The sequence below is a fragment of the Pseudoduganella sp. GCM10020061 genome (assembly GCF_042683405.1).
Classification (GTDB): domain Bacteria; phylum Pseudomonadota; class Gammaproteobacteria; order Burkholderiales; family Burkholderiaceae_D; genus Telluria.
In genome coordinates, this window is sequence record NZ_JBHUJS010000010.1 from 221,882 (window position 1) to 243,083 (window position 21,202).

Here is a 21,202-nt window from a genome sequence, read left to right on the forward strand (position 1 = left end):
CAGCTTATCCCGCCAGCTGCTGCGTGAAGGCGGCCAGCGGCGCGCCCCACAGCATGGCGATGAAGCCCGCCGCAGCAAGGTAGGGGCCGAACGGGATCGGGTTGTCGCGGCCACGCTTGGTGAAGACGATCAGGCTGATGCCGACCACGGCGCCAACCACGGAGGACAGCAGGATGATCGTCGGCAGCATGGTCCAGCCGAGCCATGCGCCCAGCGCGGCCAGCAGCTTGAAGTCGCCGTAGCCCATGCCTTCCTTGCCGGTGGCGAGCTTGAACAGCCAGTACACCGCCCACAGCACCAGGTAGCCGGCCGCCGCGCCGATCACAGCGTCCTGCAGCGGCACGAAGGTGCCGTTGATGTTGACCAGGAGGCCGGCCCACAGCAGCGGGAAGGTCAGGTCGTCCGGCAGCAGCTGCGTGTCGGCGTCGATGAAGGTCATCGCGATCAGGAGCCAGCCGAACAGCAGCGCGGACATGCCCGCAACGCCGGTGCCCAGCTTCCAGGCCAGCAGCGCGGACAGGGCCGCGGTGAGCAGTTCGATGGCGGGGTAGCGCGCAGAGATCGGGGTCTTGCAGGCGCGGCACTTGCCGCGCAGCGCGAGCCAGCTCACGACGGGAATGTTCTCGGCGGCGGTGATCCGGTGCCCGCAGCTCGGGCACGCCGAACGCGGCGTCATCAGGTTGTAGGTGTCCTGGTGCGGCAGGTCCTTGCCGCTTTCGTGCGCGACGTAATTGTCCGAGTCGCGCTGCATCATCTTGGGCAGGCGGTGGATGACGACGTTGAGGAAGCTGCCGATCAGCAGTCCGAAGACCGCGACGAAGAGGGTGGCGCCAACATTGGCCGGCGCCGCGAACAGGAAGGACTCGAACATGGATGGGGGTTCCCGGGTGGGGTTGCTTGCGACGCGCTCATTGTAGGCGCTTTCACTGCTGTTGTGGATGGCGTCGGCGCTGTTCTTCCGAAAACTTCTCGCCGATGTACAGGTCCCCGGTATAGGTCAGGTGGGTCATGTCGCGGTACAGCAGGCGGCCGTCCTTCATTGCCCAGCACAGCTGGCTGTCGCACAGGTAGGGCATCGGGTCGAACAGTTCGACCTGGGGATGCTTCTTCAGCAGTTCGCCGAGGATGGCGTTGTGTTCGGCGGTCTCCCGCTCGACCTGGGCACGCGGCACGGCGCACGGGGTGCGCGTCACGGAGCTCGGCACCGCCACGCGCGGGATGCAGGAACGCGGCTCGAAATCCATCCGCGGGGTGACGTTCACGTAGATGACGCGCTTGCCCGCGGCGATGAAGCGACGCAGGGTGTCGTCCGCCGCCTTGTTGATGCGGTCGTGATCCATCGGGATGCGGGTCAGCCACCAGTGCATGGAGATGATCACGGTATGGATGGTCGGCGTGTTGAGCACGATGTCGAGCGCCGGATCGGTGACGCGCTGGTAGTCGTCGCCGCGCGGGTCCAGGCCCCAGAACGGGTAGCGGGTCGCGAACATCACGAAGTTCTCGCCTACCGCGCTGTAGTGCTTCATCAACCCCGCGTTCAGGTGGTAGGCGTGGCTGTCGCCCACCAGCGCGACGGTCGGCGCGCGGCTCGCATCGGCCTGCAGGCAGTACTCGGTGACTTCGTCGAAGCCATAGCGCGCCTTGCACGCGGCCACGTTCTGCTTGTCCTCGTAGACCTCCAGTTCCTTGTTGTTCTGGACGTTGTGGGCCAACGCAGGGCGCTCCGGGAAGCCGCCTTTCGAATAGGCGTGCCAGCCGAGACCCGCCACTGCCGCAAGCAGCGCCCACAGCAGCGCGACCTTGGCGTGCCGCGCGCCGCCGCCGCGCAGCGGGCGCTCCACCAGCCAGTACGTAAGGATGGCCAGCACAAAACTGAGCAGCACCGCTTTCACGCGCACATCCGGCGCCGGCGTCTGCGCCTCGACGATGTGGGCGAACGACAGCAGCGGCCAGTGCCACAGGTACAGCGGGTAGCTGATCAGGCCAATCCACACCAGCAGGCGGTTGCCAAGCAGGTAGCGATTGACCAGGGCATCCGGGCCGGCGGCGATCAGCAGCACCGCGCCGCCCACCGGCAGCAGCGCCAGCCAGCCGGGGAAGTGGATGCCATCGCTGATGCCGAGCGCGCCACCTGCCACCAGCGCCAGGCCAAGCACCGACATGGCGTTGCGCGCGCCGGCGCTGCCCTGCTGCCATTGCGGCCGGTGCAGGCCGGTCCATGCCAGCGCTGCGCCTGCCAGCAGTTCCCACATGCGGCTGGCAGGCGAGTAGAAGGTGGCGTCGTGGTACCTGGCGATGCCGGCGACGTTAAGCGCGAACGAGGCTGCCGCGAGCACCAGGATCACTGGCAGCATGCGCATCCGGCGCCAGTGCGCGAACAGCAGGAGGACCGGCCAGAAGATGTAGAACTGCTCTTCGATCCCGAGCGACCAGAGGTGCAGCAGCGGTTTGGTGGCGGCGGCAGTGTCGTAGTAGCCCACTTCGTTCCACAGCACGATGTTGGCGACGAAGCCGGCACCGCCGAGGATGTGCTTGCCGAGCTGTTTCAGTTCGTCCGGCAGCAGGGCGATCCAGCCAAGCGCGAAGCTCGCGCCCAGCACCAGGATCAGCGCCGGGAAGATGCGGCGCGCACGCCGCGCGTAGAAGTCGGTGAAGCTGAAGCTGCCGTCTTCGATTGCGCCCAGCAGGATCGTCGAGATCAGGAAGCCGGAGATGACAAAGAAAACGTCGACGCCGACGAAGCCGCCGCGCAGCCATTCCGGGAACGCGTGGAACACCACCACGGCCAGCACGGCAATCGCGCGCAGCCCGTCGATGTCGGGGCGGTAGCTCAGGTGGCCGGCGCCCGTGGAGGGCGCCGTGCTGTAGGTCTGCGGATCGAGGCGCATGTGTCAAGACTGCACAAGAATTGGCGCAGCATTATCGCATGGCACATTGCCTCGAAAGCAATAGATCAGACCACCGAGCCCAGTTTGAAGATCGGCAGGTACATCGCGACCACCAGGCCGCCGATCAGCACGCCCAGGATCGCCATGATCATCGGCTCCATCAGCGAGGACAGGGCGCTCACGGCTTCGTCCACTTCTTCTTCGTAGAAGTCGGCCACCTTGCCCAGCATGGAGTCGAGCGCGCCCGATTCTTCGCCGATCTGCACCATCTGCGTCACCAGTGACGGGAACACGTCGACGTTCTGCATCGAGGTGGTCAGGCTGGTGCCGGTGGAGACTTCGGTCTGGATCTTGCGCGTCGCTTCCAGGTACACGGCGTTGCCGGAGGCGCCGCCCACCGAATCGAGCGCTTCGACCAGCGGCACGCCGGCCGCGAACATGGTCGCCAGGGTGCGCGTCCAGCGCGCGATCGTGGCTTTGCGGATCACGTCACCGAACACCGGCGCCTTGAGCAGCAGGATGTCCATCTTGCGCTGCATCGCGGGCGAGCGCTGCCAGGCCTGGAAGAAGAAGTAGACCGCACCGAAGATGCTGCCGAAGATCAGGTACCACCATTCGACGAAGAACTCGGACAGGTTCATCACGAACACGGTCGGCGCAGGCAGGTCCGCGCCAAAGCTCTCGAACACCGACTTGAACGCCGGGACCACCCAGATCATGATGACGGCAGTGACGATGAACGCGATCGCCAGGATCGCGATCGGGTAGGTCAGCGCGGACTTGATCTTGGCCTTGAGGGCAAGCGTCTTCTCTTTATAAATCGCCAGGCGCGTCAGCAGGTCCTCCAGGATACCGGCCTGTTCGCCAGCGCCCACCAGGTTGCAGAACAGCGGGTCGAAGTAGAGCGGATACTTGCGGAAGGCGTTGTTCAGGCTGGTGCCGGTCTCGATGTCGTTGCGCAGGTCCATGATCAGCTTGGACATGGACGGATTGGCGTGGCCCTTGCCGACGATGTCGAACGACTGCAGCAGCGGCACGCCGGCCTTCATCATGGTCGCCAGCTGGCGCGTGAACATGGTGATGTCCTTGTCCGTCACCTTCTTGCCGCTGCGGTACACCTTCTTCTTGACCTTGGTGACCATGATGCCCTGGCGGCGCAGGGTGACGTTGACCACGGCCTCGCCGGCCGCCCGCAGTTCGCCGCGCACGGTCTTGCCATTCCTGTCCTTGCCTTCCCATGCGTACATGGTGTCTGTGGCTTTACCGCGTGACGTCGCCATACTGTTTCCTATTCGTTTGTGCAGCCGAGTACTTCTTCAAGGCTGGTCAGGCCCTGCATGACTTTCATCAGGCCGGAGCGGCGCAGGGAGTTGACCCCTTCCGATTCAGCCTGTGCGGCGATCTCCATGGAGTTCCCTTGCGCGAGGATCAGCCGCTCGATGGCCGGGGTGATCGGCATGATCTGGTAGATGCCGACCCGGCCCTTGTAGCCAAGTCCGTTGCAGCGGTCGCAGCCCACAGGGCCGTAGGGCGTCCACGAGCCGTCCAGCTCTTCGTCCTTGAAGCCGGCCGCGGCGAGGATCTCGCGGCTGGTTTCAAGCGGCTGCTTGCACTGGCCGCACAGGCGCCGCGCGAGGCGCTGCGCCGTGATCATGATGACCGAGGAGGCGATGTTGAACGGGGCCACGCCCATGTTCATCAGGCGCGTCAGCGTGGACGGCGCATCGTTGGTGTGCAGGGTGGAGAACACCATGTGGCCGGTCTGCGCGGCCTTGATCGCGATGTCGGCGGTCTCCAGGTCGCGGATCTCGCCGACCATGATGATGTCCGGATCCTGGCGCAGGAACGATTTCAGCGCGGCCGCGAAGGTCAGGCCCGCCTTGTCGTTCACGTTCACCTGGTTCACGCCGGGCAGGTTGATCTCGGCCGGGTCTTCCGCGGTCGAGATGTTGATGCCCGGCTTGTTCAGGACGTTCAGGCAGGTGTACAGCGACACCGTCTTGCCCGAGCCGGTCGGCCCGGTTACCAGCACCATGCCGTACGGGCGCTGGATGGCTTCGAGCAGCAGTTCCTTCTGGCGCGGGTCGTAGCCCAGCGCGTCGATGCCCATCTGGGCCTGGGTCGCGTCGAGGATACGCATGACGGTCTTTTCGCCGAACAGCGTGGGCAGCGTGGAGACGCGAAAGTCCACCGTCTTGGTCGGGGAGACGATCAGGCGCATGCGCCCGTCCTGGGGGATGCGCTTCTCGGAGATGTCCAGCTTGGCCAGCACCTTGATGCGCGAGACCAGTTTTTCCTTGATCGCGACCGGCGGCTGCGCGTGCTCGCGCAGCACGCCGTCGACGCGCAGGCGGATGCGGTAGAACTTTTCGAACGGCTCGAAGTGGATGTCCGATGCGCCCAGGTTCAGCGCATCCATCAGGATCTTGTTGAGGAACTTGACGATCGGCGCGTCTTCGACCTCGTTGGCGCCCGCCTCGGCCGCAGCGTCGGGCGGCGCTTCCTCTTCCGCGAACTGGATCTCCGATTCGTCGCCGACCAGTTCGTTCAGGCTCTGTTCCGCGCTCTTGGCGATCTGCGACAGCAGCTTGAGCAGCGCGTCATGCGGCACGATCACCGGCTCGACCGAAGACTCGCTCTGGAACTTGATCTGGTCCAGCGCCTGCATATTGGTCGGGTCCGAGATCGCCACCGACAGTTTGTTGCCGCGCTTGGCCAGCGCGATCACGCGCTGCCCGAGCACCAGCTTTTCGTCGATCGCTTTCTGCGGCAGCGCGGCCAGGTTCAGGGCCGCCGGCTCGACCAGCGGGTAGCCGAAGGTCTCGGAGCAGAACACTGCCAGCTGGCGCGCGTCGATCGTCCCGCCGGCCAGCAGCGCGTCAATAAAAGGGAGTTTGTCGGCCGCTGCCTGCTTGACGACGGCGTCGGCCTGCTGCGCGGTCAGGCGTCCGGCCTGCACCAGTGCGCGAGCCAGCCCCGGCATCGGGGCGCTCGTTGCGGAACTGGGTAGGACTGCAGCCATAGGTCAACGCGGTTAGAAAACGAGGGACGAACAGAAACGGCGCAGGCTATGCTGCCCCAATAGTTGCCGTCGATCATGCCTTTGGTATCCTGTTTTGTAAAGTGTTTGTACCTCAGGACAGCGCACAAATCACGGGGCATTTCTCCTGTTCGCCACGTTATCTGTGTCTTTTATTAACGCTCCTGATGAGCTTAACAACTTTAATCGACTGGTTCTGGACCTTCACGACTTCGATCACGCATTGCGCCACTTTCATGCAGATTGGCGCTTCCGGGATGTCCTGCAGCTGTTCCAGCAACAGGCCGTTGAGCGTTTTCGGCCCGTCCAGCGGAAAATCCAGGCCCAGGCGCTTGTTCACTTCGCGCAGCGCCGTGGTGCCTTCGAGCAGGCATTCGCCATTGTCGTCCCAATCGAAGCTCTCGGCGCGCGCCGCTGACGGCGTGCTGGTGGTGAAGTCGCCCACCATCTCTTCGATGATGTCGTCCAGCGTCACCAGGCCCTGCACCTCGCCGTACTCGTCGACGATGATGGCCAGCCGCTCGCGGTTCTCCTGGAAGTACTGCAGCTGGGTGAACACGTCCGTGTCCGGCGGGATGAAATACGGCTCCGACAGCAGCGCGCGGAAGTGTTCGACCGTCAGTTCGTCCGCTTCGTTCAACAGGGCCACGGCATTGCGCACATGCAGGATGCCGATCACGCGGTTGATCTCTCCCTCATACACCGGCAGCTTGTTGTGGTAGCAGGTGGTCAGCTGGTCCAGGATGTCCTCGACCGGCACGGCCAGGTTCAGCGCTTCGATCTGCGCACGCGGGGTCATGATGTCGTCGATCGCGATCTTTTCCAGGTCGAACAGGTTGAGCAGGATGCTCTTGTGCTTTTGCGGGATGAAGGCGCCGGCCTCCAGCACGATCGAGCGCAACTCGTCCGGCGTCATCTGCTGCTGGCTGGCGCGGTCCGGCCGGCGCACGCCCAGCAGCGCGAGCAGGCCGGTGACGAACAGGTTGACGAACCACGCGACCGGCTTGAGCAGCGTCACCAGCGGCTTGAGGATGACGGAGGTGGGCAGCGCGATGGCTTCGGGGTACGCCGCGCCCAGCGCCTTCGGCGTCACCTCGGCAAACACGATGATGAGGAAGGCTATGGCGGCGGTAGATGCGGCGATCGCGCCCTGGTCCGGGCCGAAATACATGATGGCGAGCGATGCCACCAGCGCCACGGCCAGCGCGTTGGTGACCGTGTTGGCGATCAGGATGACGGACAGGAGCTTGTCCGCATGGTCGAGCAGCCAGACCGTGGTGCGGGCCTGCGTGCTGCCGCGTTTGGCGAGGTGGCGCAAGCGGTACTTGTTGGCTGCCATGAGCGCTGTTTCGACCATGGCGAAGAAGGCCGACAGCAGCAACAGCAGGATTAGTGCCGCGACCAGCACTCCTATCGGAACGTTATCCAAAGCGCAAAGAGTGTTGTAAGAAACGCTTCAATTCTAGCCGAAAAAGGGTGGCGGTACTGCCGCCCAGCGGCCGGCGCGGACAGTCGCCTACCCGTTCCACCAGTGCGATGTGGCCCCCATCTTGGGCAGCTTGGCCTGCTGCGCCTCATGGATGATCCCCGCGAGCTTGGCCTCATCGGCGGTGAACAGCCGCGCATTGCCGCACAGGTTGGTCCGGATGTCCTGCGGCTCCGGCGCATGCGCGGTTGCCGCATCGAAGATCATGGCATAGCGTTCCGCGTCGAAGTCCAGGCAGTCGCGCCACTCGGAAACGCGCGAATGGTCGGCCGCCACCAGGCTGCCGAAGCCCCAGTGCAGCGGATGCACGAGGAAGCGCGTGCCGGGACAGGCATAGCGCTTTTGCCCGGCGAGGAAAATCACCACGCCGACCGATTCGACGCTGCCGACGTTGTAAGTCGTCAGCGGCAGCGGCAGCGACTTGAGGAAGAAATACAGCGCGAAGCCGGCCGTCATGTTGCCGCCTTCGGTGGACATGTGCAGCTCCAGTTCGCTGGCGCCGCTTTGCAGCGCCTGCAGGCAGAGGTTACGGATCGTGCACACCGAGTTGTGGTTGATCGGCCCGATGAAGTGAATGATGTGCAGCGACATTGCAAGCCTCCGAAATTAGCTCCCCCGGTAGGTGGAGTACGACCATGGCGTGACAACCAATGGTACGTGGTAGTTCTGTGCGGCGTCCGCGATCCCGAACGCAATCGTGACGCGGTCGATGAAGCGCGGCTCGGCCAGCTTCACGCCCTGCGCGGCGAAATAGTCGCCCGCCGCGAACACCAGTTCGTACTGTCCGGTGCGCAGCGACTCGCCCTCCAGCAGCGGCGCGTCGCAGCGCCCGTCGCCGTTGGTGCTGGCCGACTTGAGCAGGCGGCGCTGGCCTGCCTCGACTGCGTACAGCTCGACCGCCACGCCGGCCGCCGGTTTCCCTTGCGCCGTATCAAGCACATGCGTGCTAAGTTTTCCCATGGTATTTCCCATATGTCCGTATGTGGCGGATGATATACCGATGTGCTTGTTGCAATATAAGATAACCCATATACATTTCATCCTGCGCCCGGAACATGAACAGCTACGAGAACTATCCCCGCGACCTGGTCGGCTACGGCCCCACTCCTCCGCACGCGCGCTGGCCGGGCAGGGCGCGCATTGCGGTCCAGTTCGTCCTCAACTATGAGGAAGGCGCGGAGAACTGCGTGCTGCATGGCGACCCCGCGTCGGAAACCTTCCTGTCGGAGATCATCGGTGCGCAGGCGTTCCCGATGCGGCACATGAGCATGGAATCGATCTACGAGTACGGTTCGCGCGCCGGCCTGTGGCGCCTGCTGCGCATGTTCGAGGAGCGCAAGCTGCCGCTCACGGTGTTCGGCGTGTCGATGGCGCTCAGGCGCAACCCGGAGGCGGTCGCCGCATTCCGCGAGCTGGGCCACGAGATCGCCTGCCACGGCCTGCGCTGGATCTCCTACCAGAACATGGACGAGGACACCGAGCGCGCCCATATGCAGGAAGCGGTGCAGATCATCCGCGAGCTGACCGGCGAGGCGCCGCGCGGCTGGTACACCGGGCGCGACTCGCCCAACACGCGCCGGCTGGTGGTCGAGCACGGCGGCTTTGCCTACGACGCCGACCATTACGGCGACGACCTGCCGTTCTGGACCCCGGTGGCGTGCAGCGATGGTCGGACCCGCCAGCAACTGGTCGTCCCTTACACCCTGGACACCAACGACATGCGTTTCGCCGCCATGCAGGGCTTCAATTCCGGTACCCAGTTCTTCGACTACCTGAAGGACGCATTCGACGTACTATATAGAGAAGGCGATCCGGACGGCCTGGACCGCCCGAAGATGCTGTCGGTCGGGCTGCACTGCCGGCTGGTCGGGCGGCCGGCGCGCGCGGCGGCGCTGGCGCGCTTCCTCGATTACATCCAGGGGCATGAGGACGTATGGATCACGCGCCGCATCGATATCGCAGAGCACTGGCGCACCACGCATCCGGCGCCGACATGATATGTCCGAGGCCTGATAACGGACATCGCCGTGTGAATATAGTTGCCTGAGGGGCAGGTGTTAACCTTGCAGGCTGGGATAGAGCCGAGGCGACAATGTCAGAACCGATTCGATTTTTCTACCGCGGCGCTGTACATGAGGTGACGGGCGCGGCGCCCACGCGCACCGTGCTCCAGCACCTGCGCGAGGATCTGCATTGCACCGGCACCAAGGAAGGCTGCGCCGAGGGCGACTGCGGCGCCTGCACCGTGGTGGTCGGCTCCAGCGAAAACGGCGAGCTGGCGATGAAGGCGGTGAATGCCTGCATCCAGTTCCTCCCTGCGCTCGACGGCAAGGCGCTGTTTACGGTCGAGGACCTGCAGCAGCCGGACGGTTCCCTGCATCCGGTCCAGCAGGCGATGGTCGAATGCCACGGCTCGCAGTGCGGCTTCTGCACGCCAGGCTTCGTCATGTCGCTGTGGGGCATGTACCTCAAGCAGGACGGGCGCGCTCCCTCAAGGTGCCAGGTCGACGACGCGCTGTCGGGCAACCTGTGCCGCTGCACCGGCTACCGCCCGATCATCGATGCCGCCATGCGCATGGGCGAGCTGCCCCCGGTGCCGTTCGACAGCGACGCCGTACTCCGGCAGCTGGGCGGCATCGCGCGCGCGGAAGCGCTCACTTACACCGACGGCCGCAGCACCTTCCACGCGCCGCGCACGCTCGCCGAACTGGCACGGCTGCGCGCGGACAAGCCGCAGGCCACGCTGCTGGCCGGCTCCACCGACGTCGGGTTGTGGGTGACCAAGCAGATGCGCGAGCTGGGCGACATCGTCTACCTCGGCAACGTGGCCGAACTGAAGACCATCACGGAAGGCGAGGGCATGCTCGCCATCGGCGCCGCCGTCACACTGAATGATGCCTATGCCGCCGCCTGCGCCCATTACCCGCAGCTGGGGGAGATGTGGCAACGCTTCGCCTCGCTCCCGATCCGCAATACGGGCACGCTGGGCGGCAATGTCGCCAACGGTTCGCCCATCGGCGACTCGATGCCGTGGCTGATCGCACTGGGCGCGCAGGTGGTGCTGTACGGGCCGGCGGGGCAGCGCGTGCTGGCGCTGGAAGACTTCTACCTCGGCTACCAGAAAAAGGACCTGCAGCCGGGCGAGTTCGTGCAAGGGGTGCGCATCCCCTTGCCGCGCGCCGGCGTCGTGTTCCGCACCTATAAGCTCGCCAAGCGCTTCGACCAGGACATCTCGGCCGTGTGCGCGGCGTTCGCGCTCGAACTGGACGGCGATACGGTGCGCGACGCGCGCATCGCGTTCGGCGGCATGGCCGCCACGCCAAAGCGCGCTGCCGCAGCCGAAACCGCGCTGCGCGGCCGCGCCTGGACCGGGGACGCGCTGCGCGAGGCCATGCAGGCCCTTGCCCAGGATTACCAGCCGCTCAGCGACATGCGCGCCAGCGCAAGCTACCGCCTGCGGGCGGCGCAGAACCTGCTGCGCCGCTTCTGGCTGGAGACGCGCGCCGACGCGCCGCTGCCGGCAGCCGCGGTCAACGCATTCGCAGCCGCCGCGGCGCAAGGGGAGGCCGCATGAACCAGCCCACCGCGCCCGAACTGGCCAATGCATGGACCGCCGTCGGTGTCGCGCGTCCGCACGAATCGGCCGCTCTGCATGTGCTTGGCCAGGCCACCTATACCGACGACATCCCCGAGGTGCAGGGCACGCTGCACGCGGCACTCGGCCTGTCCACCCGCCCGCACGCGCGTTTCGCTTCGATCGACCTGGCGGCGGTACGCGCCAGCCGCGGCGTCGTGGCGGTGTTCACCGCGCAGGACATCCCGGGCCTGAACGATTGCGGGCCGATCATCCATGACGACCCGATCTTCGCGGACGGCCTGGTGCAGTACGTCGGCCAGCCCATGTTCATCGTGGTCGCCGATACGCACGACAACGCGCGCCGCGCCGCGCGGCTCGCCCGGGTCGACTACGAAGACCTGCCCGCCATCCTGACCCCGCAGGCCGCGCGCGCCGCCGGGTCGTTCGTGCTGCCGCCGATGAAGCTGGAGCGCGGCGACTGCCAGGCGGCGTTCGAACGCGCGCCGCACAAGGTCAAGGGCGAGTTGTATGTGGGCGGCCAGGAGCAGTTTTACCTCGAAGGCCAGATCGCCTATGCGATTCCGCGCGAGGACAGGGGGATGCTGGTGCAGTGCTCGACCCAGCATCCGAGCGAGATGCAGCACGTCGTCGCGCACGCGCTGGGGCTGCATTCGCACCACGTGACGGTGGAGTGCCGGCGCATGGGCGGCGGCTTCGGCGGCAAGGAATCGCAGTCGGCATTGTGGTGCGCCGCTTCCGCCATCGCGGCGGCAAAGCTCGGGCGCCCGGTCAAGCTGCGCGCGGACCGCGACGACGACATGCTGGTCACGGGCAAGCGCCACTGCTTCCATTACGAGTACGAAGTCGGCTACGAGGCCGATGGCCGCATCGTGGCCGCCAGGGTGGACATGGTCTCCCGCGCGGGCTATTCGGCGGACCTGTCGGGGCCCGTCGCGACGCGCGCGGTCTGCCACTTCGATAACACCTACTACCTGTCCGACGTGGAGATCCGCGCGGCCTGCGGCAAGACCAATACCCAGTCCAATACCGCGTTTCGCGGCTTCGGCGGCCCGCAGGGCGCAATCGCCATCGAATACGTGATCGACGAGATCGCGCGCAACCTCGGCATGGACGCGCTGGATGTGCGCCGCGTGAACTTCTACGGCCGCGACACCAACAACGTCACGCCGTACGGCCAGGTGGTCAGCGACAACGTCATCCACGAACTGGTGGCGCAGCTGGAACAGGACAGCGGCTACCGCGCGCGGCGCGCGGCGATTGCGGAGTTCAACCGCGCCAGCCCGGTGCTCAAGAAGGGACTGGCGCTCACCCCGGTCAAGTTCGGCATCGCGTTCAATGTCACGCACCTGAACCAGGCCGGCGCGCTGGTGCACGTGTACGTGGACGGCTCGGTGCTGGTCAACCATGGTGGCACCGAGATGGGGCAGGGCATCAACACCAAGGTGATGCAGTGCGTGGCGCACGAGCTGGGCGTGGACATGGCGCACGTGCGCATCAGCGCGACCGACACCAGCAAGGTCGCCAATACCTCCGCTACCGCCGCGTCCACCGGCGCGGACCTGAACGGCAAGGCGGCGCAGGATGCGGCCCGCAAGATCCGCCTGCGGCTCGCGGAATTCGCCGCCACGATGTACGGCGGCGACGCGGCGGCGGTGCGCTTCGCGGACGACGCGGTGCACGTGAACGGGAACTGCATCCCGTTCCCCGAGCTGGTGCAGAAGGCCTATCTGGCGCGGGTCCAGCTATGGTCGGACGGCTTCTATGCCACGCCGGGCCTGCACTGGAACCCGAAGACCATGAACGGCAATCCGTTCTCCTATTTCGCCTACGGCGCGGCGGTCGCCGAAGTGGTGGTCGATACGCTGACCGGCGAATGGAAGCTGCTGCGCGCCGACGTGTTGTACGACGCGGGCCGCTCGCTCAATCCCGCGATCGACATCGGCCAGGTGGAGGGCGCCTTCATCCAGGGCATGGGCTGGCTCACGACCGAGGAGCTGTGGTGGAACGGCGAGGGCAGGCTGATGACGCACGCGCCATCGACGTACAAGATCCCCGCCATCTCGGATTGCCCGCACGACTTCCGTGTGGCGCTGTTCGACAACGCCAACGCCACCGATTCGATCCACCGCTCCAAGGCCGTGGGCGAGCCGCCGCTGCTGCTGCCGTTCTCGGTGTTCTTCGCGATTCGCGACGCCGTGTCGGCGGTGGGCAGGCACAAGGTAAATCCGCCGCTGAACGCGCCGGCCACGTGCGAGGCGATCCTCGACGCAGTAGCCGCCGTCGAGGCAAAGGCCGCGTGATGGACGCCTGGCTCGAAGCCGCCGGCGCGGGTCCGTTTGTCGCGGTAACGGTCGCCGCGGCGGAAGGATCGGTCCCGCGCGAGCCTGGCGCCGCCATGCTGGTCGGCGAAGCCTGGCTGTCGGGGACGATCGGAGGCGGCCACCTGGAGTTGAAGGCGACCGAAATCGCGCGCGACATGCTACGGCAGGGGCGTGAACGGCACATCGAACGTTTTGCGCTCGGCCCCGGGCTGGGGCAGTGCTGCGGCGGCGTGGTGCACCTGGCCTTCGAGGCGGTGGCGCAGGAACAGGCGCTGGCACTGGCCGCGCGCACAGGCAAGGACACCTGGCGGCTGGTCGCCTTCGACGGTGCGCCCGACTGGACATTGTGCGGGCCCGACTACCAGCCGCTGGACGGCCGCGCGGAAGCGCCCGTGTTCGCGACCGGCCGTGGCACCCACCTGATGCAGGACCGCGACGGGCGCCGCTGGCTGGTCCACCGGCTGCAGGCCCCGCGTGCGCACCTGGTCCTGTTCGGCGCCGGCCATGTCGGCGCCGCGCTGGTCCGGGCGCTGGCCCCGTTGCCATGCACGGTCACCTGGGTGGACGAACGCGACGACCTGTTTCCCGCTGCGGTTCCCGCGAACGTGCGCATCGAAGCGACCGACACGCCGGAGTGCATCGTGGCGCAAGCGCCCGGCGGATCCTGTTATCTTGTCATGACCCACAGCCACGCACTGGACCAGCGCCTGGCGGAGGCGATATTATCGCGGCCCGGCGTGGGCTGGTTTGGCCTGATCGGCTCGAAGACCAAGCGTGTCCAGTTCGAGCGGCGGCTACTGGCGCGCGGGGTCGAACGGGCGCGCATCGACGCGTTGGCATGCCCGATCGGCATGCCCGGCATTACCGGCAAGGAGCCGGCAGTGATTGCCGCCTCCGTCTGCGCCCAGCTCCTCGCGGTGTGGGAGTCGCAATCGACGGGGACTGCCCCTGCCTTTATCGATTTATCAGCTGCGGCTTGAACGGCGAGGGTCTCCCCGCCATAACGGAATTCATCTCAGATGCAAACAGCACACAACGTGCAAGCTTACCGTGCCAGCTTGCTGCACTTTAGCGACGACCCGGCCTATACCGAGGACGCCTATGCATGGCACGAGGACGGCCTGCTGGTGGTGGAGGACGGCCGCGTGCGTGCCGCCGGCGACTACGACGCACTGGTGCGCACGCTGCCGCCGGGCGTGGCGGTGCGCGACTACCGCGGCAAGATCATCTCGCCGGGCTTCATCGACGCCCACGTGCACTATCCGCAGCTGGACATGATCGCCTCGCCCGCGCCCGGACTGCTGCCGTGGCTCGAGAGCTATACCTTCCCGACCGAGCGCAAGTTCGAGGACCCGGCGCATGGCAGCGAAGTCGCCGGGTTCTTCCTCGACGAGCTGCTGCGCTGCGGGACCACGACGGCCGTTGTTTACTGCACCGTGCACCGCGCATCGGTCGATGCATTTTTCGAGGCGGCCGCAAAGCGCAGGCTGCGCATGGCCGCAGGCAAGGTGCTGATGGACCGTAACTGCCCTGCCTTCCTGTGCGACACGGCGGAGCAGGGCGCGCGCGACACCGAGGAGCTGATCCGCAAGTGGCAAAACAACGGCCGCGCCATGTATGCGATCACGCCGCGCTTCGCGCCCACTTCCACCGAGGCGCAGTTGCGGCTGGCCGGCGAACTGGCCATGGCGTATCCCGACACCTTCATCCAGACCCACGTCTCCGAAAACCCGGACGAGTGCCGCTGGGTGCGCGAGCTGTACCCGGATGCGCGCAGCTACCTGGGCGTGTACGAGCACTTCGGCCTGATGCGTCCGCGCTCGCTGTTCGGCCACTGCATCTGGCTGGACGACGACGACTTCGCGGCCATCGCCGCCACCGGTTCCACGGCCGTGACCTGCCCGACCTCCAACCTGTTCCTGGGCAGTGGGCTGTTCGATTTCGAGATGGCCACCCGCCACCGTGTGCCGATGGCGCTGGCGACCGACGTGGGGGCGGGCACGTCCTTCTCGATGTTGCAAACGATGAATGAAGCCTATAAAGTAGCGCGACTGAAAGGCAGCTACCTGCCAGCCATTCGCATGTTCTACCTGGCCACGCTCGGCGCTGCGCGCAGCATGCAGCTCGAAGGCACGGTCGGCAGCTTCGTCACCGGAGCGGAAGCCGACTTCGTGGTGCTCGACCCGAAGTGCACGCCGCTGCTGGAACGCCGCAGCGCGCAATGCGGTTCGCTCGAAGAACAGCTGTTTGCGCTGGCGCTGCTTGGCGACGACCGCGCCATCGCGGCCACCTATGCAGCCGGTACGCTGGTCCACGAGCGCACACCAACGAACTGAAAGACAAGCCATGCAAAAGACATTGATCGGCCTGATGGTCGCGGCGGCGTTTGCCGGCAGCGCGGCGGCGGCTTCGCCGAAGGCCAACGAGGCGGCCACCGCGCGTCATTACGCGGCGCTGGTCCAGGGCCAGCCGAACCTGGCGGGCCTGACGATGTTCTTTACCCGCATGCCCAAGGGCGGCGACCTGCACCACCATTATTCGGGCTCGATCTACGCCGAGCAGTACCTCGAGTGGGTCGACAAGATGGGCTACTGCGTCAACAAGCAGACCTACCGCATCGAAACCGACAAGGCCGTGGTGGAGTCGCAGCGCGCCCTGCCGGCGAAGGAGCGGGTCTGCCTGTCGACCCAGGAGATGATCCGGGACGACTACAGCTACCGCGAGATGCTGCAGCGCTGGTCGACCAAGGACTTCGATAACCACGGCGCGGTGCAGCCGCCGCCGGACCGCGCGTTCTTCGAAACCTTCGGCTACTTCGGCCCGGTGTCGAACTCCAACTTCAACGAAGGCCTGCGCACCCTGAAGCAGCGCGCCATCGAGGAGAACGTCTCCTATATCGAAACCCAGTTCAAGTCGGCGCCGCTGGTCCAGGACACCGCGTGGGATGCCGCCGTGCTGGAAGCGGGCAGCGACGAGAAGATGGTGGCGGACCACCTGGCCGCCTTCGCGGCGAAGCTGGAGCAGGACGCGGCCTTCAACGCGCGCGTCAACGATTTCGTCAACAACGTGAAGGCATCGAGCGCCGGTATCGACGACGCCAACTTCACCATGCGCTACCAGACCTACGTGCTGCGCCTGCTGCAGCCGTCGCAAGTGTTCTCGTCGATGCTCGGTGCGTTCAAGTCGGCGCGCCAGAGCGGCGGCCTGATCGTCGGCGTGAATATCGTCGGCGCCGAGAACACGGCCGTGTCGATGCGCGACTATGCGCTGCACATGAAGATGTTCCGCTTCCTGAAGGCGCAGTACCCTGAAGTGAAAACCTCGCTGCATGCGGGCGAGCTGTCGCTCGGCATGGTGCCGCCCGAAGGCCTGCGCTTCCACATCGACCAGGCCATCCACGTGGCCGGCGCCGACCGCATCGGCCATGGCATCGACCTGGCGCACGAATTGCGCGCGCCGGAAATCATGAAGGCGATGCGCGAGAAGGATATCCCGGTCGAGATCAACCTGACCAGCAATGAGTTCATCAACGGCGTCAAGGGACAGGACCATCCGATCCTCCTGTACCGCAAGTTCGGCGTGCCGTTCGTGATCTCCACCGACGACACGGGCGTCACCCGCCACACGCTGACCAGGGAATACGTGCTGTTCGCCAGCCGCTACCAGCCCAGCTACGCCGAAGTAAAAAAGGCCTCCTACAACGGCATCCGCTACGCCTTCCTGCCGAAGGCGGAAAAAGACCGGCTGACGCGCCAGCTGGACCAGCGCTTCGCAAGGTTCGAGGCCGACATGGCGGCCCTCTCCGCGAAAAAGTAGTCCGTCGCCGGGGCGAGGGCGTATTGACAGCGGCGGCGCAATGCCGCCGTGTTTCCCCACGGGAAATAATTGCCAGCCCACCTGTGGCCGTGGCGCGACACAATTTTGCCTTCTTTCCCATCATTCATGATTTTGGGCATGAAAGGATTTCAGCAACTTGGTGCTCATTTATAATCTCGGCTGGCAGTTCTTACTATAAAAACGCTATATATCCGCGTATTTATTTTTCCGCCGACTAAATTCCAAAGGGAAATCGTATTTGTCTCCTATGCCTCACTCATGCATAGTTGACAATCAGGTATTCCCGCGTGTCATGGCCCTGACACATTGCAAAACTAGAATCTCACCGTTCTACGTGGCCACAGTTGCAACACAGTAAAGCGGGTGCCCCCATGGCGCCCACCATAACAAGTCTTTTTTGGGGTTATACAATGATCAGTCAAAAACGGATTCAGCTGACCAAGCTGGCGTTAGCGTTGTCCATCGCGCTCTCCGCAACGCCGTCGTTCGCACAGAACACCACCTCTGCCATCGGTGGCCGCGTCTCCAGCGCCGACGGCAGGCCTGCCGCAGGTGTCCAGGTGACCATTGTTCACACTGAATCCGGTTCCGTGAGCAACGCGACCACCGACGCCGAAGGCCGCTATGTGGCCCGTGGCCTGCGCGTGGGCGGTCCGTACACCGTGACGATGACCAAGGACGGCGTCGTCGAGAAGTTCGACAACGTCTACCTGCAACTGGCGGAAACGGCTACCGTGGACGGCAGCCTGGGCACCCCGATCGCTACCGTGACCGTTGCCGGCCAGGGCATCTCGAGCAAGTTCAACCGTTCGAACATGGGCTCCGGCACCAACATCGGCCGCGCCGAACTGGCTGCGCAAGCATCGATCAACCGTAACCTCGCCGACTACGCGCGCCAGGATCCACGCCTGTCGCAGACCGACAAGGACCGTGGCGAAATCTCGGCCGGCGGCCAGAACTCGCGCTTCAACTCGATCACCATCGACGGCGTGTCGATCAGCGACACCTTCGGCCTGGAAGCAAACGGCCTGCCGACCAACAAGCAGCCGATCTCGATCGACTCGATCCAGTCGGTGCAGGTCAACATCTCCAACTACGACGTGACCCAGAAGGGCTACACCGGCGCAAACATCAACGCGGTGACCAAGTCGGGTACCAACGAATGGCACGGCAGCGTGTACCACGTGTACCGCGACGACAACCTGGCCGGCAAGCGCTACAACGCCACCAACGACAGCTACAGCGATCCAGCGCCGTTCGAAGAAAAGACCACCGGCTTTACCCTGGGCGGCCCGATCATCAAGGACAAGCTGTTCTTCTTCGCCAGCGCTGAAGACATGTCCAGCTCGCGTGCTTCCCCTGAGTTCGGCCCGCTGGGCAGCAGCCGCACCAACGCCGGCATCACCCCGAGCGCGATCTCCAGCCTGCAAAGCCTGGCACAGTCGCGCTACGGCATCGACGTCGGCAACGCCAACCCGCCTGATGGCCTGGAGCAGACCGTCGAAGACCGCCTGCTGAAGCTGGACTGGAACATCAACGACTCGCACCGCGCAAGCCTGCGCTGGCAGAAGACCGACCAGCTGGAGCCACAGTTCTCCGGTTTCTCGGCTTCCGGCATCGCCCTGAGCTCCTACCTGTGGACCGAACAGAAGAACATCGAATCGACCGTCGCGCAAGTGTTCAGCGACTGGAGCGACGACTTCTCGACCGAATTCAAGCTGTCCAAGCGTGAATCGGGCAAGCGCAACGACAACAACGCCAACCTGCCTTCGATGGCACTGCGTTTCTCGGGCCCGCTGCCAGCCGGCACCCCGACCTCGGTCCGCACCGGCAACCGCTTCATCAACTTCGGTACCGAGCGTAGCCGCCAGTTCAACGAGCTGGACACCACCACGTACGACGCCTACGCTGGCGCGACCTGGTTCACCGGCGACCACGAGATCAAGTTCGGCATGGACCACAGCCGCAACGAGATCTTCAACGCGTTCCTGCAGGACGTGAACGGCACCTACACCTTCGGCTGCGTGAACTCGAGCCCGACCTACACCTACGCCCTGGGCGCGGTGAACTGCTCGACCTCGTCGGCAGAGGTAATCGAAGCTGCCGTGCTGGAAAACTTCAGCCGCGGCCGTCCTCTGGACTACATCGCCCAGCTGCCGCAGACCGGCCGCACCCTGCGTGACGGCGCTGCCATCTGGACCCTGAAGAACAACGGCTTCTTCGTGCAGGACACCTGGGCCGTCAACAAGGCACTGAACATCACGTTCGGCGCCCGTTACGACACCTACTCGACCAGCGACCGTCCGCTGCGCAACGACAAGGTTGCATCGGCAAAGGTGGCAGGCGTGTACAGCACCACCACCTCGGCACTGGTGCGCGAGACCGGCGGTTTTGGCCTGGATAACACCAACACCATCGACGGCGACAAGCTGTTCCAGCCGCGCTTCGGCTTCAACTACCGTGTCGACGCCAAGGCGCCGACCCAGATCCGCGGTGGCGTCGGCCTGTTCGGCGGTGCTGCACTGAACGTCTGGCTGGGTAACCCATTCGCCAACTCGGGCATGGCAACCTACCAGGTCGGCTGCGGTACCGGCAACTTCGCGTCCTGCGGCGCGACCGACGGCATCTTCAGCGCGGATCCTGCTGGCCAGCGTCCGATCGCCGGCAACCCGCCAGCATCGGCTGTCGACATCCTGATGCCAGGCGTGAGCCAGCCATCGGTATGGAAAGCCAACCTGGCGTTCGAAACCGAACTGCCATGGTACGGCATGGTCTTCAGCGTGGAATACATGCGCACCGACGTGAACAAGGGCGTGTACTTCCAGCACCTGAACCTGGGCGCACCGACCCGCACCGGTCCTGACGGCCGTCCGATGTTCTGGACCGAGCCTGGCTACACCGCTACCTGCGCCAACGGCACTGGCGGCTTCACCAGCACCGGCGCCTGCACCGGCTTCCGTGCACGTGCACTGTCGAACGCAAGCTTCACCAACGTGATCGCTGCGACCGAAACCGAAAAGGGCAAGGGCAACCTGCTGACCTTCGCGCTGGCCAGCGGCCGTGCGATCAAGGGCCTGCGCTGGAACCTGGCGTACACCTACACCGATGCCACCGAAGTCTCGAACCTGAGCTCGTCGACCTCGAACTCGAACTGGGGCGCACGCGCCAGCTTCGACCCGAACGAAAACGTGGCGGCGAACTCCTCGTACCTGGTCAAGGACCGCGTCAACGCGAGCATGAGCTGGGAGAAGGCGTTCTTCGGCGACTACAAGACCACCGTTGGCGTGTTCTATGAAGGCCGTACCGGCAAGCCGTACAGCTGGACCTTCAACAACGACATGAACGGTGACGGCACCAACTCGAACGACCTGATGTACATCCCGGCCGCTTTCGGTTCGGGCCAGGTGATCTTCCGTGGCGATACCGCGACGAGCAAGACCAACGAGCAGAAGTTCTGGGATGTCGTGAACTCCAGCAAGGAACTGCGCAATGCTGCCGGTGGCGTCATCAGCCGCAACAGCTCGTTCGCTCCTTGGACCAACAGCATCGACATGCGCATCTCGCAAGAGATCCCTGGCTTCTTCACGGGCCACAAGGGCACGCTGGCGTTTGACTTCATGAACGTCGGTAACATGCTGAACAAGCGTTGGGGCCGTATCAACGAAATCGGCTTCGCAAGCGCTGGCGGTAACTCGCGCAGCTTCGTCGACTACGCTGGTATGCAAGATGGCAAGTACGTCTACCAGGTCCGCGAGCAGGTGGAAGACTTCATCACCAAGCAGAGCAAGGGCGAATCGCAGTGGGCCGTCCAAGTCACCGCACGCTACGAGTTCTAATCGACGCCTGGCGTTGATATAGAAACAAGGGGCCGGTAGAAATACCGGCCCTTTTTTCGTCTGGATACAAAATTTCCGCCAGCGGCCCCCACGCCAGCGCGCACACATCGGTTATCCTTGCGAGCTATGAAAATCCATCTCACGCGCACCAGCAAAATGGGGACAGACCCCATTTCCAAAATGGGGACAGACCCCA

General features: G+C 64.9%; 14 protein-coding genes. 7 read left to right on the forward strand and 7 right to left on the reverse strand.

The features are described from left to right. Positions 1 to 4: 4 nt before the first annotated feature. The 7 genes from ACFSQR_RS14115 to uraH all read right to left on the reverse strand — a co-directional run bounded on the left by ACFSQR_RS14115 (position 5) and on the right by uraH (position 8,374). The gene (locus ACFSQR_RS14115; protein ID WP_377730531.1) at positions 5 to 871 is read right to left on the reverse strand and encodes a prepilin peptidase; all 867 of its coding nucleotides are present in this window, start codon (positions 869 to 871) and stop codon (positions 5 to 7) included. A gap of 52 nt (positions 872 to 923) precedes the next feature. Then, the gene (locus ACFSQR_RS14120; protein WP_377730532.1) at positions 924 to 2,888 is read right to left on the reverse strand and encodes an acyltransferase family protein; all 1,965 of its coding nucleotides are present in this window, start codon (positions 2,886 to 2,888) and stop codon (positions 924 to 926) included. A gap of 65 nt (positions 2,889 to 2,953) precedes the next feature. After that, entirely contained in the window at positions 2,954 to 4,168 is a 1,215-nt protein-coding gene (locus tag ACFSQR_RS14125) for a type II secretion system F family protein (RefSeq protein WP_377730533.1), read from the reverse strand. An 8-nt stretch (positions 4,169 to 4,176) separates the two neighbouring features. Then, a complete protein-coding gene (gene pilB, locus ACFSQR_RS14130; protein WP_377730534.1) occupies positions 4,177 to 5,871 on the reverse strand; it encodes a type IV-A pilus assembly ATPase PilB in 1,695 nt (564 codons plus the stop codon). 196 nt (positions 5,872 to 6,067) lie between these two features. Beyond that, positions 6,068 to 7,357, reverse strand: coding sequence for an HlyC/CorC family transporter (locus tag ACFSQR_RS14135; protein WP_377730535.1), 1,290 nt, complete (start codon positions 7,355 to 7,357; stop codon positions 6,068 to 6,070). An 87-nt stretch (positions 7,358 to 7,444) separates the two neighbouring features. Beyond that, complete coding sequence (locus ACFSQR_RS14140) at positions 7,445 to 8,005, reverse strand: ATP-dependent Clp protease proteolytic subunit (RefSeq protein WP_377730537.1); 561 nt, start codon at positions 8,003 to 8,005, stop codon at positions 7,445 to 7,447. A gap of 15 nt (positions 8,006 to 8,020) precedes the next feature. Beyond that, entirely contained in the window at positions 8,021 to 8,374 is a 354-nt protein-coding gene (uraH, locus tag ACFSQR_RS14145; RefSeq protein WP_377730539.1) for a hydroxyisourate hydrolase, read from the reverse strand. 95 nt (positions 8,375 to 8,469) lie between these two features. Here uraH and puuE point away from each other — a divergent pair, with 95 nt between their 5' ends. The 7 genes from puuE to ACFSQR_RS14180 all read left to right on the forward strand — a co-directional run bounded on the left by puuE (position 8,470) and on the right by ACFSQR_RS14180 (position 21,006). After that, the gene (puuE, locus tag ACFSQR_RS14150) at positions 8,470 to 9,411 is read left to right on the forward strand and encodes an allantoinase PuuE (RefSeq protein ID WP_377730540.1); all 942 of its coding nucleotides are present in this window, start codon (positions 8,470 to 8,472) and stop codon (positions 9,409 to 9,411) included. Between the two features lie 95 nt (positions 9,412 to 9,506). After that, positions 9,507 to 10,988: a xanthine dehydrogenase small subunit gene (gene xdhA / locus ACFSQR_RS14155; protein WP_377730541.1), complete on the forward strand. Its 1,482-nt coding sequence runs from the start codon at positions 9,507 to 9,509 to the stop codon at positions 10,986 to 10,988. Next, positions 10,985 to 13,312, forward strand: coding sequence for a xanthine dehydrogenase molybdopterin binding subunit (gene xdhB, locus ACFSQR_RS14160; RefSeq protein ID WP_377730543.1), 2,328 nt, complete (start codon positions 10,985 to 10,987; stop codon positions 13,310 to 13,312). Before xdhA ends, xdhB begins: the two co-directional genes overlap by 4 nt. After that, positions 13,312 to 14,313, forward strand: a complete 1,002-nt coding sequence (gene xdhC, locus ACFSQR_RS14165; protein ID WP_377730544.1) for a xanthine dehydrogenase accessory protein XdhC — start codon at positions 13,312 to 13,314, stop codon at positions 14,311 to 14,313. The genes xdhB and xdhC overlap by 1 nt, the downstream gene beginning before the upstream one ends. A 39-nt stretch (positions 14,314 to 14,352) precedes the next feature. Continuing rightward, positions 14,353 to 15,669, forward strand: coding sequence for a guanine deaminase (gene guaD / locus ACFSQR_RS14170; protein WP_377730545.1), 1,317 nt, complete (start codon positions 14,353 to 14,355; stop codon positions 15,667 to 15,669). Positions 15,670 to 15,679: 10 nt separating this feature from the next. Next, the gene (locus tag ACFSQR_RS14175; RefSeq protein ID WP_377730547.1) at positions 15,680 to 17,149 is read left to right on the forward strand and encodes an adenosine deaminase; all 1,470 of its coding nucleotides are present in this window, start codon (positions 15,680 to 15,682) and stop codon (positions 17,147 to 17,149) included. A gap of 431 nt (positions 17,150 to 17,580) precedes the next feature. Then, positions 17,581 to 21,006 (forward strand): carboxypeptidase regulatory-like domain-containing protein, encoded by a 3,426-nt coding sequence (locus tag ACFSQR_RS14180; protein ID WP_377730548.1) that lies wholly within the window; start codon positions 17,581 to 17,583, stop codon positions 21,004 to 21,006. Positions 21,007 to 21,202: the final 196 nt, after the last annotated feature.